Here is a 16,176-nt window from a genome sequence, read left to right on the forward strand (position 1 = left end):
TGGGATTGCACAACGGCATGTGTGTGCGCGTGGACGCGGTATTGCGGTGCGCGCCAAATTTAATCCCCGCGACCGGGGGCACGGCCGGCCCAGCGGCACGGCAGTGCCCCGGAGTCGTGCGGGGCGCCGGCGCCCGAACGCGCCGGGCACCCGCACCATAATGGGATCCGACCTTGTCCGACACCGCGGCACATGGCCGTATCGCGCCCGACGGAGTGGCCATGACCCTGGCGAGCGTGCGGCCCGCGGAATCGGTGGCCGACCGGCTCGCTCTCGAACGACCGCGACACCTCCGCCATCCCGGGCGCGACCTCCAGCACCGAGTCGAGCACTCGGCGATCGACTTCGAAGTTGTCCTTACCACCGAGACTGGCGTCGTACACCCGGGCGATACTGGCCCGGGAGGTGTCGACCCCGACGGGCCGGCGGGCCCCGTCCGGACATTCGGACGCCGTCTCCGAGTCTCCGTGCTGCACGGCATGCCCGGCGAAGCCGGCGCGGAAGTGTCCGGCGCGTTGGGCGGTTCCGATCTCGGGACGCCGCTCGACGCCCTCCGCAGCGCGCTCGCCGGGCGCCGCCCGATTCACCGGAAGCAGCCGCCGCGAACCGGCACGCGCACTACTACAGTATTTCTACCGGCGCGCGCTCGCCTCCCGCCTGCACCGCGTGCGGTACCCATGGTCTGCCGAGCCCGGAGCCGCTCATGAACCCTGCCGACAGCGCCCCGGCCGGCACCCGCGGCTTCCACCGGCTCGATATCTCCGGACCGGCGTTCTGGGCCCGTGACTTCGCGGCCCGCGACGAGGTCTTCGCTCGGTTGCGCGCCGAACCCGGACTCACCTGGCACGCACCGGCACCCGCTGTTTTCCCACATTCCGAACCCGGATTCTGGGCGGTGACCCGGCAGCGCGATATCGCCTACATCAGCCGCCACCCGGACCTGTTCACCTCGGGCCTGGGCATCATTTCTTCATGTCCCAGTTCACCATCCTGCACGGCGCCGGAACCGAGCTCGCCGCGCGCCGCCGCCGCGCGCCACGCGACGACCTGATGTCCGCGATAGTGGCCGCGGAGGTGGGCGGCCACCGCCTCACCGACGAGGAGATCGGCGCGTTCATGGTCCTGCTCGCTTCCGCGGGGAACGACACCAACAAACAGACCACCTCCCACGGTTTCAAAGCGCTGGTCGACCATCCGGCGCAGCGCGAATGGCTGCTCGAAGATCCGGCGGCGCGGCTCGGCGGCGCGGTCGAGGAGTTCATCCGCTGGGCGACGCCGGTCCTTCATTTCGCCCGGCATGCGGTGACCGATACCGAGGTCGCGGGCACCCGGGTGCGGGCGGGAGAGAAACTGGTGCTGTTCTACTGTTCGGCCAATCGCGACGAGGCCGGACTCGACGCGCCCCATATCTTCGACCTCACCCGCGACCCCAATCCGCATTCCGGTTTCGGCGGCGGTGGGGCCCACTTCTGCCTGGGCGCATGGCTGGCCAGGATGCAACTGCGGTTGCTCTTCCACGAGCTGCTGCCCCGGATCCCCGAGGTGGTGCTCGGCGACCCGGAGTACGTCCACAGCGATTTCGTTCACGGCATCAAACGGATGCCGGTGCGACGCGCCTGATCAGACCTCGATAATCACCGCGCCGCCCTGACCGCCGACGGCGCACATCGCCACCACTCCGATCCCGCCGCCGCGGCGCGCAGTTCATAGATCAGCGTCGTGACCGTCCGGGCGGCGGACGCGGCCACGGTCGCGATGGCCGCCGATGGCCTTCGTGCCGGCCACCGGAGACGTACGCTGTTCCCGATCGTTCAATGCGAAGAGAGGAATTCCCGTGAAGACACGGCTCAACTGCCCCTGTGGCGAGCATCTGACCGGCGCCACCGAGGACGAACTGGTCGACGTCGTGCGCAAACATCTCACCGAGAACCACCCCGGCCACGATTACTCGCGCGACGAGATCCTGTTCATCGCCTACTGACCTGCCGCGCCGGCCCCGTCCGGGCCGGTGCTCGGCGGCCCGGTCCGCGGAACCGTGTGACGAGTGCACCGGGCGCACCGTGGTATATGGATCTGGGCGGCACCGCTCGCCGGGAAGGATCCTCATGGACGACCACACACTCGCCGCGACATTGGCCGGCGAAGCCGGGGAACTGCTGCTCGGCATCCGCGAACTCGGTGGCGCTGTCGGCGACCGGCGGTCCGACAACTTCCTGCTCGGGCGGCTGGCCGCCGAACGCCCGGCGGACGCGGTGCTCTCGGAGGAATCACCCGACGACGGCGACCGCGTCCGGCAGTCCCGGGTGTGGATCGTCGACCCGCTCGACGGGACCCGGGAATACGGGGAACCCGCACGCAAGGACTGGGCGGTACATGTGGCGCTCGCGGTGGACGGAAAGCCCGCCGCGGGAGCGGTGGCGCTTCCGGCCGAGGGTCTGGTGCTGCACACCGGCCGGCCGCCGGTCCTCCCGCCACCGCCGTCGCCCGGGACCGTGCGGGTGGCGCTCTCGCGCAGCCGGCCGTCCTTCGAAGTCCGGCGATTGGTGGCCCGGCTGGGGGCGGCCGAAGTTCCGATGGGCTCGGCCGGCGCCAAGGCGATGGCGGTGGTCCGGGGCATCGCCGATATCTACGCCCATTCGGGCGGCCAGTACGAATGGGATTCGTGCGCACCGGTCGCGGTGGCGGCCGCGGCGGGGTTGCACGTCTCCCGCCTGGACGGAAGCCCGCTGATCTACAACCGTCCCGATCCCTATCTCCCCGATCTGCTGATCTGCCGCCCCGAACTGGCCGAACTGGCCCTGAAGGCGCTGTCGGAGTAGTACGCCCGACGGCCGGGCCGCCCCGCACGTCCGCACCGGTCCTGGCCCGCTCGCGATTCCGGTGAGTGCGCGGCGCGTCCCGGGCGGCACACAATGGTCGGATGTGTTCGCAACGACAGGAGAACGGCACGTGAGCGATCGAAGCGGACGCAGGCCGCGAAGTTCGGTGCCACCCATATCTATCCGACGATCGACAGCGCTATCGGCGGTATCGAGGAGGTCACCGGCGGCCAGATGTGCCGTACGGTGATCGTCGGGTCGGGCGGTGCGACGGCCACGATCCGGCGAAGCAGAAGAGTCTGTGCGGCACCTTGTTCGGTGGCGGAAACCCGCAGCTCCTCATTCCCGAGGTACTCGCGCTCTACAAACTGGGCGACCTCGGGCTCGGCGATATGATCACCCTCGAGCAGATCAACGAGGGTGTCGCCGATATGCTCGAGGGCCGCAATATCCGCGGAATCATCCGCTTCACCGACGCGGACCGCTGACCCGCGGGGCCGGGTCAGAACACGACCCGGCTCACCGCCTCCGCGATCAATGCCGGCTTCGCCCCACCCTCGATCTCCACCGTGTGTTGCACGACCAGCTGCAGCGCACCGCCGGACACCTCGGCCGCATCGGCCAGCACGGCCGTGGACCGCACCTTCGCGCCCACCGGCACCGGTCTGGGGAACCGGACCTTGTTCGAGCCGTAGTTGATGCCCAGCTCGGCGTTCGCCGCAAATTCCGCGGCGGCGGCACAATACGCCCCCACCCCGGCCATCGGGCAACCGCGGGTCCTCGCCACGGTAACCCGTACGACCGTTATGCTGCGGCAGATCGTCTCCGGCACGATCCGGCAACGGCGCCGCGACGACCGGCACTCCCAAAGGTGTCCCGGTCGTCCCACCTCCGACCGCGGCGGCGCCGCCCGCCGGCCTCTGTTCCACGAGGAGATCCACTGTTGACCGTGCTCACCTTCTGCCTCGTCACGGTCGCCGGATTCTTCGCCGGGCTCGTCGGGTACGTGACCGGCATCGCCTCGCTGATCTCATATCCGGCCCTGCTCGCCGCCGGGCTCTCGCCGGTCTCGGCCAATGTGACCAATACCGTCGCCATGGTCGCCGTCGGAGTCGGCTCGACCGCGAAGGCGGGCGCGGCGGTCAACGACACTTCCCGGGCGCTGCTGGTCCACGCCGGTTGCGCCGCCCTCGGCGGGCTCGGCGGCGCCGCCCTCCTGCTCACCACCCCGGCGGAGGTCTTCGCCGCCGTCGTGCCCTTCCTCATCGCCATGGCCTCGGCGAGCCTGCTGCTCCAGCCCAAACTGCGCGAACTCGCCGGCGGCCGGACGTTTCCCCGGCTCTACCCGCTCGCCACCGCGGTCATCGCCCTGTACGGCGGCTACTTCGGAGCGGGGGTCGGCGTCATGTTCCTCGCCCTGATCCTTGTCTGCACCTCGGAGACCATCTGGCGGGCCAGTGTGCTCAAGAGCGTGCTGACCGGTGTCGCCAACCTGGTCGCGGCCGTGGGTTTCGCCGTCTTCGGGCCGGTGCACTGGCTCGCCGCGCTGGCGATGGGCCTGGGCGCGTTCGCCGGCGGCTGGTACGGGCCACCGCTGGTGGCCCGCCTACCGCCGACCGCCCTGCGCATCGGTGTCGCTTTGTGCGGGTTCGGGCTCGCCGTCTATCTCGCGATCAGCTGACCGGGCCGGTGGCCGGGGCCCGGTTCACGCGGCGGGGTCGAGCACCACTTTGACCGCACCGTCCTCCTTGGCCTGGAACATCCGATAGGCCTCCGGCGCCGCCGACAACGGCATCCGGTGGGTGGTGAACGAATCCACGCCCAGCGGATCGCTGTCGTCGAGCAGCGGCAGGATATCGTCGGCCCAGCGCTTCACATTCGCCTGACCCATCCGCAACTGGATCTGTTTGTCGAACAAGATCCGCATCGGCATCGGATCCACGGTGCCGCCGTAGACACCGATGATCGAGATGGTGCCCCCGCGCCGGACGATATCGATCGCGGTGTGCAGCGCCGCGAGCCGGTCCACACTCATCGTGTCCATCGCGGGCCGCGCCAACCGGGTCGGCAGATACGACGCCACACGCTGCGCCGTAGCGGCCAGCGGCGACCCGTGCGCCTCCATCCCGACCGCCTCGATCACCGAATCGGTGCCCCGGCCCTCGGTGCGGTCGCGGATGGCATCGGCCAGTCCGTCACCGACCGCCCGCAGGTCGATGGTTTCGATACCGCGCGCGGCGACGCGGTCCAGCCGCTCGGGAACGAGATCCACCCCGATCACCCGGAGCCCGCGATGGTGCGCGATCCGGGCGGCCATATCGCCGATCGGCCCCAGCCCGAGCACTGTCACCGACCCGCCCTCCGGAACGCCCGCGTACTCCACGGCCTGCCACGCGGTCGGCAGCACGTCGGACAGGAACAGGTAGCGCGTATCGTCCGCGTCGGACGGCACCCGGATATGGGTGAAATCCGCGTGCGGTACCCGCAGATATTCGGCCTGACCGCCGGGCACCTGGCCGTACAGCTTCGAGTAGCCGAACAGCGCCGCCCCACAGCCCTGATCTAGGACCTGCGTGGTCTCGCACTGCGTCATCAGGCCCTGCCGGCACATCTCGCACCGGCCGCAACTGATCTGGAACGGCACCACCACCCGATCGCCCGCCGACAGGTTCCGCACCTCGGACCCCACCTCTTCCACGATGCCGATCGGCTCGTGACCCAGCACATCGCCCGGGGTCATATAGGCAGCGAGCAGTTCGTACAGGTGCAGATCCGAACCACAGATCGCCGTGGAGGTCACCCGGACAACCGCGTCGCCCGGCTCCCGGATCCCCGGATCCGGCACCTCCTCGACCGATACCTCCCGCTTACCCTGCCAGGTCACCGCCTTCATCTCCGCCACCTCCGGACTCGAGTACTGCCGCCCCGGCAGGGCGAGTGGGCCGCGATCCGGCCCGGCCGCGGCCTGCCGGGGCCGATCCGTGAGCGGCTACCCGCCACCTTCGGGGACAAACGCGCAATGCCTCAGACGTCGGCCGCCGCGGGCAGCAGCGGCTCGGCCTGTTTCGGGGCGGCGGGGGTCCACTCCCGAAGCGGCTGGACAACCTTTCCGTAGAAGTCGTCGACCGAGGAGGTCACGCTGGTGATGAAACTCGCCGCAGTTCCGGAGCGCCGGTTGCCCATCGGGAAGCTCTGTTCGAGCGTGAAGGAGACGATCTCACCCGTCCGGCCGGTGGTCAGCGCCTTGGGGTCGGCGCGCACGGCGTCGAGATGTTCGCAGGTGGTATGGCCGCGTTCGGAGAACACCGCCTCGACCTGCACCGATCCCGGCGCTTCCGCGAGCTGTTTGAGCAGCCACGACAGCCGTCGCGACGACGTCCCCTCCCCGGGTGCTGCGACCGAGATGCGCGAACGGATCCTGTTCGTCCGGATATCGGCGACGACGACGAGATCACCGGCCGTCTCCGGTATCCGCAGCACCGCCTCGAACACACCCTCGGCGGCCAGCCGCTCCGCCACCGCGGCATTCCGTGCCGCCGGATCGGCGGCGTGCCGACGCGGCAGCACGTGTTTCACGGTGACACCAAGTTCGGCGGTCAGTCGCAGCGCCAGGTGACGCGACAGCGACACCCACCGCTCGGCCACCGCCGCCGCCTTCTGGTCACCACCCCGCACGGTGCCCGACGTGACCGCATCGCGCACCGCAACCCAGTGCCTACCCATATCCACGAATTCCGTTGCCCCGGAGCGCGGGTGGTCCAGATAACGCAGAAACTCCCCGAGCAGCCACGCCTGCAACGGATCCTCGACACCACCGTGTGCCAGCAAGCGGCGCGCCTCGTGCGAAACCTCGGCCCAGGACAGATGACGCAGGGCGACCTCGGTGAGTTTACGGCGATCGACCTGCACCGGCAGTTCGCCGGCAGCAGCGGGAATGTCGTTGGACAGGCTGATCACCGCGTCGTACTTCTTCTTGCGTGCCACATCGAGATAGCTCTCGAGCTGCTCCCTCCGCAGCTTCCCGCCCCCAGTCTTGACTTCCAACAGGCCGGTCCACAGCCGGCCCCCACGGGCTACCCGGAACACGGCGTCCGGGATCACCCTTCCGTCACCGCGGTCGTACTGGACTTCGAAATACCCTTCGAATGTTCCCGCCGGCGCCCCAACCCGAGAGCACAACGCTCGCGCGAATGGATGAACTGCCTGCATGGTGGCGACCAGCGCAGAAGTGGCTCGGCGTTCCTGTTCCTCTCCGGCGCCGACTCCGGCCACCGAGAACAAGCGCGCCGGCTGCCATGCCTCGTTCTCGGCCAGCACGAACTCGATCGGCTTGCTGGTCCGCACCGGGCGCTTCGCAGTGCGCACACCGCGGCGCTTCGGCTGGGACGGCGGGGTGTTCGTCACTGCCGCCGCCACCACATCATCGGCGGAGGACTCGGAAACTGCCGACACCACCGGCCCTGGCTCCGGCTCGGTCGGTGTGCTCGGATCCTCCGCGGCGTCGTCATCGACGGACACCCCGAAATCCGTGGCCAGACCGGCCAGGCCCGAATCCCAGCCCTGCCCGACCGCCCGAACCTTCCACGCGTCGCCGCGGCGGTACACCTCGCCGAAGACGAACGCGGATTCGCTCACCGCGTCGGCGGTCACGTACTCGGCCAGCACGTGCCCCGCCGCGTCGACCACCCGGAACGCGAGTTTGCCGAGATCCCCGAATCTGCCCGTGGTGAGACTGCCGGCCAGCGCGACCGTCTGCACCTCCAGGGGCACCGCCGAGAGGTTGAGCGCGACCCGGGCCTGTGCCCCTTCCTCGGTCGCGCTGGTGCCCAGGAAACGGACCGATCCGTCCCGGGATTCCGGCTGGTTGTAGAACACGAAATCCGCATCCGACCGGACCTTCCCGGCCGAGTCGAGCAGCAGTGCGGAGGCATCGACTTCCACTTCCGATTCCGTCCAGCCCAGCACCACATCGACCTGCACCACATCACCTGGCAACTGCAGGTTCTGTCCCTTGGACAGCAACGGAGACGTCACGACCCCACCTCGATCCGATTCAAACGTGTTATGTGTCACTCACAGATCGAGGCTGGTGGTGGTGCCGTTACGGCAAATCTGTCCGAAAAACACGGTTGCACATAAATTTCCACGCAACACATGCGGAGACGCCGCTCGGGCACCGCCCGCGCAGGAATCAGTTCGGGCCCAGGAAGGTATGCAGGCGTTGGATTTCCGCGTCCAGGGCGGTGGCGAAGGCCCGGCCCTTCGGGGCACTGTCCACATATCCGACCTCGACCGCGCCGCCCGGACCCGCGCAGTTCGCCCAGCCGATCACGCGGTCGCGCCACAGCATGGGCATCGCGTAGTACCCGCGGACCCGCTGGGCGACGGGGGTGTAGGCCTCGAATCGATAGTCCCAGCCCCAGATCCGGCCGAAGCGTTTCCGGTCCCAGACGAGGGGATCGAAGGGCGCGAGGAAGCGGACCCGTGCCTGCGGCGCGCGCTCGGCGGGCGCCAGATCCGACGGCCACAGGTAGCGGACTCCGTCGACGGTGAGGGCGGACAGTTCGCCGGTGGCCAGGAGTTCACGGATGGTCGCCGAGCCGGTCGCGCCGCCGATCGGCCGGACGATACGATTGACCGTGGCGGCCAGGGTCGATTCGGTGGCGGGGGCGAGCGTGCGGGCTACCCGCAGCGCCAGGACCCGTCGGCGCTCGACCGGGTCCAGGGTGACATCCGGGAGCTCGGCGATCTCGTAGCGGCGGATACCGGAAACGCGGTCGGCCACCCGGAGCAGCCCGTAACGGTGGAGTTCCTCGAGTGCGACGGTGGTGGCCGACGAGGTGCCACCCCAGGCATTGACCACGCCGCGGTGCCCGAAATGCGCCTGCAGCTCGCGCGGGTGCACCACACCGCGTTCGCGGACGAAATCCAGTACCGCCGCCGACTGCCCGTTGTGCGGGAACTCGCCGTCGGTACCCCGCGGATGGTGGCGGGGATGCAGGTACGGGCGCAGCCGGGGCACGGTGTAGCCGTAGGCGTAGAGGAGATCCTCGTCGATTCCGAGTGCGCGGTAGTCACGGTCGAGATCGCCGGCCCGGTAGCCACGCACCCGATGCCGCAGGATCAGGTCCTGCGCCCGGGCGGGCGAACGGATGGGGTCGGCCTGCACGAACTCCAATTCGGCCAGGGCCTCGGCGAGTGAGCCCGGACTGCGCGGCAGTGACCAGGCGACGGCGTGGGAACGCAACCATGCCAGTGACATGGGCCCGAGGGTAACGGCGCCCTCCGACACCGTGCCGCGTCGGCTGCGCACACCCACGCCGAAACAGGTCGTTACCGGGCAGGATTCAGCGCTTCCCCCCGCCCGGGCGGTGTAGCAGCCCCAACGCGCCGGTCCGGGCGGGGCCGCCGCGACCACCGTCCGATTTCTCGGCCGCGCCGGTGATGTTCCGGGCCATCCCGCCGAAGACCAGGGCATGGAACGGCACGATTGACTTCCAGTACAGATGCCCGGCCAGCCCGTGCGGCTCGAATACGGCACGCTGCCGGTAGACCGCGCCGGCATCTCCATCGCCGGGCCCGACTTCCAGCTCGAGCCAGGCCCGGCCCGGCACCCGCATTTCCGCGCGCAGGCGCAACAGGGTGGGCCGTTCGATCCGCTCCACCCGCCACCAGTCCAGTGCCTCGCCCTCGTGGAGCCGGTGCGGGTCGCGCCGGCCGCGGCGCAGCCCGACCCCGCCGGCGAGGCGGTCCAGCCAGCCGCGCAGCGACCAGGCCAGCGGGAACGAATACCAGCCGTGTTCGCCGCCGATCGACTCGATCATCGTCCACAGCGCGGCCGGATCCGCGGTCGTCGGACGTTCCCGGCGGTCCTGGTAGAGGGATCCGCCCGACCACGCCGGATCCGTGGGCAACGGCTCGGCGGGCCCGGGGCCGGCATCCGACCAGCGGGTCGGCACATCCGCATCCCGGATGCGGGTCAATGCCAGTTCCACGGCGCGCCGGACCCCGGTGAGACCTCCGTCGGGGTCGGGGATGTGTGCGGCGATCTCGTGCTCGGCGCATACGACATCGTTGACCAGGGATTCCATCAGGGGAACCGCGATCGCCCGGGGCACGGGCGTCACCAGGTTCACCCACTGCGCCGACAGCCACGGCGTCAGCACCGGGACCGGGATGATCACCCGCCGCGGCAGCCCGGCCACCTCCGCGTACACCCGCATCATCTGTTCGTAGGTGAGGACATCCGGCCCTCCGATATCGAACGCGCCGGTCACGGTGGCCGGGAGTTCCGCCGCCCGGGTCAGGTAGTACAGCACATCCCGGACGGCGATCGGCTGGATCCGCGACCGTACCCAGCGCGGGGTGACCATCGCGGGCAGGCGTTCGGTGAGGTAGCGCAGCATCTCGAAACTGGCCGAACCCGAACCGATCACCACCGCCGCCCGGAACACCAGCGCGGGCACGGCACCCTCGAGCAGGATCCGGCCGACCTCCGCGCGCGAGGACAGATGCCGGGACAGGTCCTGTCCGGCGGGCGCTATCCCACCGAGGTAGACGATCCGGCCGAGCCCGGCCGCCGCGGCCTCCCGGGCGACGATGGTCGCCGCCTCGCGGTCCACGGTGTCGAAATCCGCGCGGGTCAGCGAATGGACCAGGTAGTACAGGACCTCCTGGCCCGCCAGCGCTGCGCGCACATCCGCGGCGACCGTGACATCACCGCGGACGATCTCCACCCGGTCGCGCCACGGCGCGTCGGTGAGCTTGCCCGGAGTCCGCGCGAGCACCCGCACGGTATGACCGGCGCGCAGGAGTTCCGGGACCAGTCGGCCACCGAGGTAACCGGTCGCCCCGAACACCACACAACGCATAGGATTCCTCCGTCGAGGTTGCCCGCAACCGCAGCACGGCGAGAACCGCTTGCTGGGCGCCCGCCGCGACCGCCGGGTCTCGCGCCCGCGCCGTGCCCTGCCGAGTAGGTGGTTACTGCCTTACCCCTTCCCCTGCAGGCTAGCCCGGGAGCGGTACCGCGGACACTGCCGGCACCGCCGCACCCGGGTACCGACGCACACTCGATACCCACCGCCGCGACCGCGTTCCGAGCGGCGGATATGCCGGTCGGCAGCGTTTGACCGGGTCTGCTCAGGGTAGGCGCCCCCCATGGGTTCCTCTGTGCGAAGCATGCTGTCTCCTCGCTTGTTGACCGCTCCGGCCTCCGCCGCGGCAGCGGTGGTGCGCACCGGAACCGGCCGTGCCGTCGATACCGGTATCCGGGCGGTGGAGGCACCGTGGCGGGCGGCGGAGAAAGTCGTCACGACGGTCGCCTCCGGTCTCTCGACGCTCGAGTCCGACGAGGCGGCGAGCCTGCGCGACGATCTGGCGGCATTGATCGACCCGCGTGACCGCCGCGCCCAGCGCCGGGTCGAGGTGAGCGAGGATCACGCGACCATCGAGGTGCGCGGTCTGGACAACGGTCAGGGGTCGGCGGTGACCCGGTCGCTCGACCGGCGCCTCGGCCGGCTGCGCGGCGTGGAGTGGTGGCGGGTCAACGCGGTCACCGGCCGGATCGTCACCGCGCTGTCCAGCGGCGCCGACCTGGAGAAACTGCTGGCGGTGGTGGAAGAGGTCGAAGAGGAGTCCGATGTCGCCGATGCCGACTGGAGTCGTGCCGCCGAATTCCCGGCCGACCGGGAACCGGTCCTGGCCGCGGCCATCGAAGTGGCCGGTGACGTGTGTGCCATCGCGGTGTCGGCCGCGGGTACGGTGCCGCCACTGCGCGGTGTGATGCATAGTGTGCGCGCGGTGGCGGCATTCATCGACGCCCAGCCCCGGCTGCGCACACATCTGGAACAGCGGCTGGGCCGCTCCCGCGCCGACCTGCTCCTCGCCATCGCCAACGCCGCGGGCGCCGCGCTGGGAGAGGGCGCGGCCGGTGGCGTCACCAACCTGCTGGCCGATACCGTCCAGCGCGGCTTCATCCTCACCGAGGCGCTGGCCCGGCGCGGGCAGTGGCAGCAGTGGGAGGCCGATATCGTCGACGCCGAGCATTTCGGGGTCGCCGAACCGCTCCCGCCCTATACCCGGCCGGCCGAAATGCCGCGGGGCCCGGTGGAGCGGGTCGCCGACGAAACGGCGGCCGCCTCGCTGGCTGGAGCCGCCACACTGGCCGGCCTGGGCCGGATCGGTGACGTTCCGGACGCCCTCTTGCTGGGCGCACCGAAAACGGCCCGCGCGGGCCGGGAGGTGTTCGCTGCGACGGTGTCCACCGCGCTCGCCGGCGCCGGGGTGCTCACTCTGCATCCGGCGGTGTGGCGGCGGCTCGACAGGCTCACCGCTCTGGTGGTCGACGGCGAAGCACTGGCCACATCCGGGCGAGTGGTGCTCGAGGTGGAGACGACCGATGAGGGCTGGCCGGAGGCGCGGGTCTGGAGCGCCGCGCAACGGCTGCTGTGGGCCGGCACCGACGAGGCCGATCCGGGGGGCAAGAAGGCGGTGCGGCTGGTCCGACCCGAGTCGGGTGCTCCCGACCGCGGTACCACCAACCGCCCGGTATGGCGGGAGTTGCGTGAGGGCAAGCGGGCCCTCGGCCGTGTACTGATCGGACGGGAGCTCGACCCGCGGGCACACGATGTGCTCGGCACGGCGCGGCGGGCCGGACTGCGGGTGGTGCTCGCCGGCCACCGGGACGCCGGCGAACTCCGCACCCTCGCCGACGAATTCGTGAATGCCCAGGGCTCGCTCAGTTCCCATGTCCACCGCCTCCAGAAGCAGGGGCATGTGGTCGCCGTGCTGGCCACCCGCGCGCACAAGGCACTCGACCACGCCGACGTCGCGGTCGGCATCATCGGCTGCAAAGGCGGCGGTATCCATGTGCCCTGGACGGCTGATCTGCTGTGCCGTGACCTCGGCCAGGTGCAGCGCACCCTCGCCGTGGTGGGGCCCGCCCGCCAGGTCAGCGAACGCGGCCGCACCCTGGCGCTGTCGGCGTGCAGCCTGACCGGGTTGCTGCTCGCGGCCTCGCCCGCCTCCCGCTCGCGGTCCGCACCCATGATCGCCGCGAATTTCGCCGGCCTGGTCAACGGTGCGATGGCCGGCGCGCGCGCGGTCCGGGCCCGCCCGTCCACCGAGCACGCGCCACAGCTGCCCTGGCACGCGCTGGAACCGGACGAGGTGCTGGTCCGGCTGCCCGAACCGGCACCGGCGGCCGAACGCGCCACCGACGAACCGGCGGACCGCGGCGCGGTGGCGGCCCGGCTGTCGTCGCTGAGCGATTTTCTCGGCCATATGCGCCGGGAGTTGGCCGATCCGCTGACTCCGATATTGGGGGTCGGCGCCGCGGCGACCGCGATTCTCGGCTCGCCGTCCGACGCGGTACTGCTGTCGTCGGTACTCACCGTCAATGCCATGATCTCCGCGCGCCAGCGCCAGGCGGCCGAGAACGAATTGTTCGACCTCATCGAGGGCGAGCGATTGGCCGGGCGGGTGATCGACCGCGCCGATATCGACACCGAGGACCCGGCCGCCACGGACCTTCCCGCCGATTGTCTGGTGGTCGGTGATGTGTTCACAATCCGGGCGGGTGAGGTCGTGCCCGCCGACGCCCGGCTGTTGCGCGCCGAGGATCTGGAAATGGACGAGTCCGGATTGACCGGCGAGTCGGTGACGGTACCCAAACAGGTCGAGGCCACGCCGGGTGCGGCGCTCGGCGACCGCGCCTGCCTCGTTTTCGAGGGCACGACGGTGGTGAGCGGATCCGCGGTGGCCGTGGTCGTCGCGGTCGGCGCCGATACCCAGGCGGGGCGCGCCACCGCGGGCGCGGTACCCCCGGAGAAGGGCGGTGTCCAAGCGCAGTTGCGGGCCCTCACCGATCGCGCGCTACCGCTCACCCTGTCCGGCGGCGCGATCGTGACCGCGCTCGGTGGTCTCCGCGGCCGCACCCTGCGGGCGGCGATCGCCGACGGGGTCGGTGTCGCGGTCGCGGCGGTGCCCGAAGGGCTGCCCCTGGTCGCCACCGTGGCACAGCTCGCCGCGGCACGGCGGCTGTCCCGCTACGGCGTTCTGGTCCGCGCCAACCGCGCGGTCGAGGCCCTGGGCCGGGTGGACACCCTGTGCTTCGACAAAACCGGCACCCTCACCGAGGGCCGGTTGCGGTTGACCGCGCTCGCCGACCTGGACGAGCAGTGGGAGCCCGGCAGCGACAGCGATGCCGCCCGGCGGCTGCTGCGGGCCGCGGCGCGGGCCTGCCCCGACCCGGACAGCGGGCCGGTCCTGCACGCCACGGACCGGGCCGTACTGGACGCTGCCACCGAGATCCTGGGCGAGGACGCGCACCGGTGGGACCCGATCGACGAAATACCATTCGAATCCAACCGCGGGTACGCGGCGGCGTTCGGCCGGACCGCGCACAAACTGCGCCTGGTGGTCAAGGGTGCGCCGGAGGTCGTACTACCCCGGTGCACCCGGGTCCGCGGCGGCGCGTCCGGTAAGACGGATGTGGCGTTCACCGACGGTCGGCGCGAGCGGGCCGAGGCCACCGTGCACGATCTCGCGGAACAGGGTCTGCGGGTGCTGGTGGTGGCCCGGCGCGACCTGTCCGATCCGCCCGACGATGTCGAGGACGTGGTCGAGGGGCTGACCCTGATGGGATTCCTCGGGATCGCCGATACGCCCCGGCCGCAGACTCCGTATCTCGTCCGCGCGCTCGAGGACAACGGTGTCGGGGTCCGGATGATCACCGGCGATCATCCGGTCACGGCGGCGGCCGTCGCGCGTCGGCTGGGCATCACCGTCGACACCGTCACCACCGGTGCCGACCTCGACGAACTCGACGACACCGCGCAGACCGAACTCATCGAACGCAGCACCGTGTTCGCCCGCGTCGACCCTGAGCAGAAGGTGCGTATCGTGGCCGCGCTGCGCCGGACCGGACATGTGGTGGGTATGACCGGCGACGGCAGCAACGACGCCGCGGCCATCCGGACCGCGGATATCGGGATCGGGATCGCCGCGCACGGTTCGGCGGCCGCCCGCAATGCCGCCGACCTGGTCCTTACCGAACCGGATCCGCGGGCGCTGCTGCACGCGCTGGTCGAGGGCCGCAGTATGTGGCAGCGGGTGGCCGACGCGGTGGCCGTCCTGGTCGGCGGTAACGCGGGCGAGGTCGCGTTCACGCTGTTCGGTACCGCCGTCGGCGGCCGCGCTCCGCTGGGGACCCGCCAGTTCCTGCTGGTGAACCTGTTGACCGATATGTTCCCCGCGCTCGCGCTCGCCCTGGCCGGCGATCAGGAGACTCCCGAACCCGACAACGATCCGCGCTGGGTCGAACAGCGCGCGGGTCAGCTCGCCGCGATTCCCCCGGCCAGCCTCGGCGCCGACCTGCTGCGCACCATCGGGGTTCGCGGGGTCGCGACGGCCACCGGCGCCTCGGTCGCCTGGATGGCCGGTCGCTACACCGGTACGCAGCGTCGTGCGGACACCATCGGTCTGGTGGCACTGATCGGCACCCAGCTCGGTCAGACTCTGGTGGCGGGCTACCGCAGCCCCCTCGTCTGGCTCACCACCGCCGCCAGTGGCGCGGTGCTGGGGGTGATCGTGATGACACCCGGTCTGGGGGCGTACTTCGGATGCACTCCGCTGGGGCCGGTCGGATGGACGATCGCGAACACCTCGGCGCTGGCCGCGACCGCGGGCGCCACGGTACTGCCGCGGCTGCTACCCGGGGCCGAACAGGACGGGCAGGCCGACGCGGTCCCGGGTCCCCTCGAGCTCGAGGGGCCCCCGACGCGAGCGGAGACATCGCAGTACGCCTGAGGTTTCGCGGCGACAGAGCAAATATCTTCGCCGAACTCGATCTGCCGCCGTCGGATACCCACCATCGGCGGATACTCGCGGTACCGCGGTTGAAGGGCGGATCACACCCGGCGAACCGCGTCGTGCCGTCCTGCCGGCGTCCCGCGGCGTGTCTCCCGGCGGACCAGTTCCCGTGGGCAGCCTTCCCGGACGGCGACGAGCTGCGGGCCCACCACGGTCGCCGTCGAAAAGCCTTGCCGGCGGCAGTACGCGCACCGCGGGCCCGAACCTCGTCCGGCTGTCCCGCCGAACCCACGGTCGGACTCGCCCGGCGGTGCTGGAGATTGCGGGCCCCTTGGACGCGGTGCCACTCCGCGCGAGACGCCGCCTTCTCCTCCGGGCCGATATGCCGTCGCCGGAAATCCGTTCCGTCGTCCCGATATTCCTCGACTTCTGTCGCCGACCCGGGAAAATCGTCGCGCGTCCCGGGTACCCGCTCGGCACGAGTAACCTCGTCGGCCGGCGAATTCCGGCCGGTATTCGAATCAGCGACCGGTTCGGTTCTCCT

Annotated in this window: 10 protein-coding genes and 3 pseudogenes; 6 read left to right on the plus strand and 7 right to left on the minus strand. The window is 70.7% G+C overall.

Features of this window, described 5'->3' with window-relative positions; all coding sequences use genetic code 11:
* Window positions 1–59 precede the first annotated feature (59 nt).
* On the minus strand, window positions 60–587 hold the full coding sequence (locus ACLML9_RS00005) for an SAM-dependent methyltransferase (RefSeq protein WP_411943494.1): 528 nt from the start codon (window positions 585–587) through the stop codon (window positions 60–62).
* A 116-nt stretch (window positions 588–703) separates the two neighbouring features.
* Here ACLML9_RS00005 and ACLML9_RS00010 point away from each other — a divergent pair.
* Window positions 704–1,620: pseudogene (locus tag ACLML9_RS00010) on the plus strand (cytochrome P450).
* Here the strand turns inward: ACLML9_RS00010 and ACLML9_RS00015 are convergent.
* Window positions 1,621–1,748: pseudogene (locus ACLML9_RS00015) on the minus strand (acetyl-CoA C-acyltransferase); the annotation flags it as partial. It abuts the pseudogene before it with no gap.
* Between the two features lie 86 nt (window positions 1,749–1,834).
* Here ACLML9_RS00015 and ACLML9_RS00020 point away from each other — a divergent pair.
* The 3 genes and pseudogenes from ACLML9_RS00020 to ACLML9_RS00030 all read left to right on the plus strand — a co-directional run.
* Window positions 1,835–1,981: a DUF1059 domain-containing protein gene (locus tag ACLML9_RS00020; protein ID WP_063814553.1), complete on the plus strand. Its 147-nt coding sequence runs from the start codon at window positions 1,835–1,837 to the stop codon at window positions 1,979–1,981.
* Between the two features lie 124 nt (window positions 1,982–2,105).
* Window positions 2,106–2,819 carry a 3'(2'),5'-bisphosphate nucleotidase CysQ gene (locus ACLML9_RS00025; protein WP_411943495.1) on the plus strand — a complete coding sequence of 238 codons (714 nt, stop codon included), beginning with the start codon at window positions 2,106–2,108 and terminating at the stop codon, window positions 2,817–2,819.
* A 141-nt stretch (window positions 2,820–2,960) separates the two neighbouring features.
* Window positions 2,961–3,307, plus strand: a pseudogene (locus ACLML9_RS00030) (alcohol dehydrogenase); the annotation flags it as partial.
* Between the two features lie 14 nt (window positions 3,308–3,321).
* On the opposite strand, the gene ACLML9_RS00035 reads toward ACLML9_RS00030, so the two are convergent.
* Window positions 3,322–3,582, minus strand: coding sequence for a hypothetical protein (locus ACLML9_RS00035; protein ID WP_411943496.1), 261 nt, complete (start codon window positions 3,580–3,582; stop codon window positions 3,322–3,324).
* A gap of 180 nt (window positions 3,583–3,762) precedes the next feature.
* Between ACLML9_RS00035 and ACLML9_RS00040 the strand changes: the two genes are divergently transcribed.
* A complete protein-coding gene (locus ACLML9_RS00040) occupies window positions 3,763–4,500 on the plus strand; it encodes a sulfite exporter TauE/SafE family protein (protein ID WP_411943497.1) in 738 nt (245 codons plus the stop codon).
* 24 nt (window positions 4,501–4,524) lie between these two features.
* Here the strand turns inward: ACLML9_RS00040 and ACLML9_RS00045 are convergent, their stop codons facing one another.
* From ACLML9_RS00045 to ACLML9_RS00060, 4 genes are all read right to left on the minus strand, one after another.
* Entirely contained in the window at window positions 4,525–5,712 is a 1,188-nt protein-coding gene (locus tag ACLML9_RS00045) for a zinc-dependent alcohol dehydrogenase (RefSeq protein WP_411943518.1), read from the minus strand.
* A 131-nt stretch (window positions 5,713–5,843) separates the two neighbouring features.
* A complete protein-coding gene (locus ACLML9_RS00050; protein WP_411943498.1) occupies window positions 5,844–7,853 on the minus strand; it encodes a TerD family protein in 2,010 nt (669 codons plus the stop codon).
* 157 nt (window positions 7,854–8,010) lie between these two features.
* A complete protein-coding gene (locus ACLML9_RS00055) occupies window positions 8,011–9,081 on the minus strand; it encodes a DNA glycosylase AlkZ-like family protein (RefSeq protein WP_411943499.1) in 1,071 nt (356 codons plus the stop codon).
* Between the two features lie 85 nt (window positions 9,082–9,166).
* On the minus strand, window positions 9,167–10,690 hold the full coding sequence (locus tag ACLML9_RS00060) for an SDR family oxidoreductase (RefSeq protein WP_411943500.1): 1,524 nt from the start codon (window positions 10,688–10,690) through the stop codon (window positions 9,167–9,169).
* Window positions 10,691–11,018: 328 nt separating this feature from the next.
* Here ACLML9_RS00060 and ACLML9_RS00065 point away from each other — a divergent pair, with 328 nt between their 5' ends.
* A complete protein-coding gene (locus ACLML9_RS00065) occupies window positions 11,019–15,629 on the plus strand; it encodes a cation-translocating P-type ATPase (protein ID WP_411943501.1) in 4,611 nt (1,536 codons plus the stop codon).
* Window positions 15,630–16,176 lie beyond the last annotated feature (547 nt).

The organism is Nocardia sp. NPDC002869, assembly GCF_046764065.1.
Lineage (GTDB): Bacteria > Actinomycetota > Actinomycetes > Mycobacteriales > Mycobacteriaceae > Nocardia > Nocardia rhamnosiphila.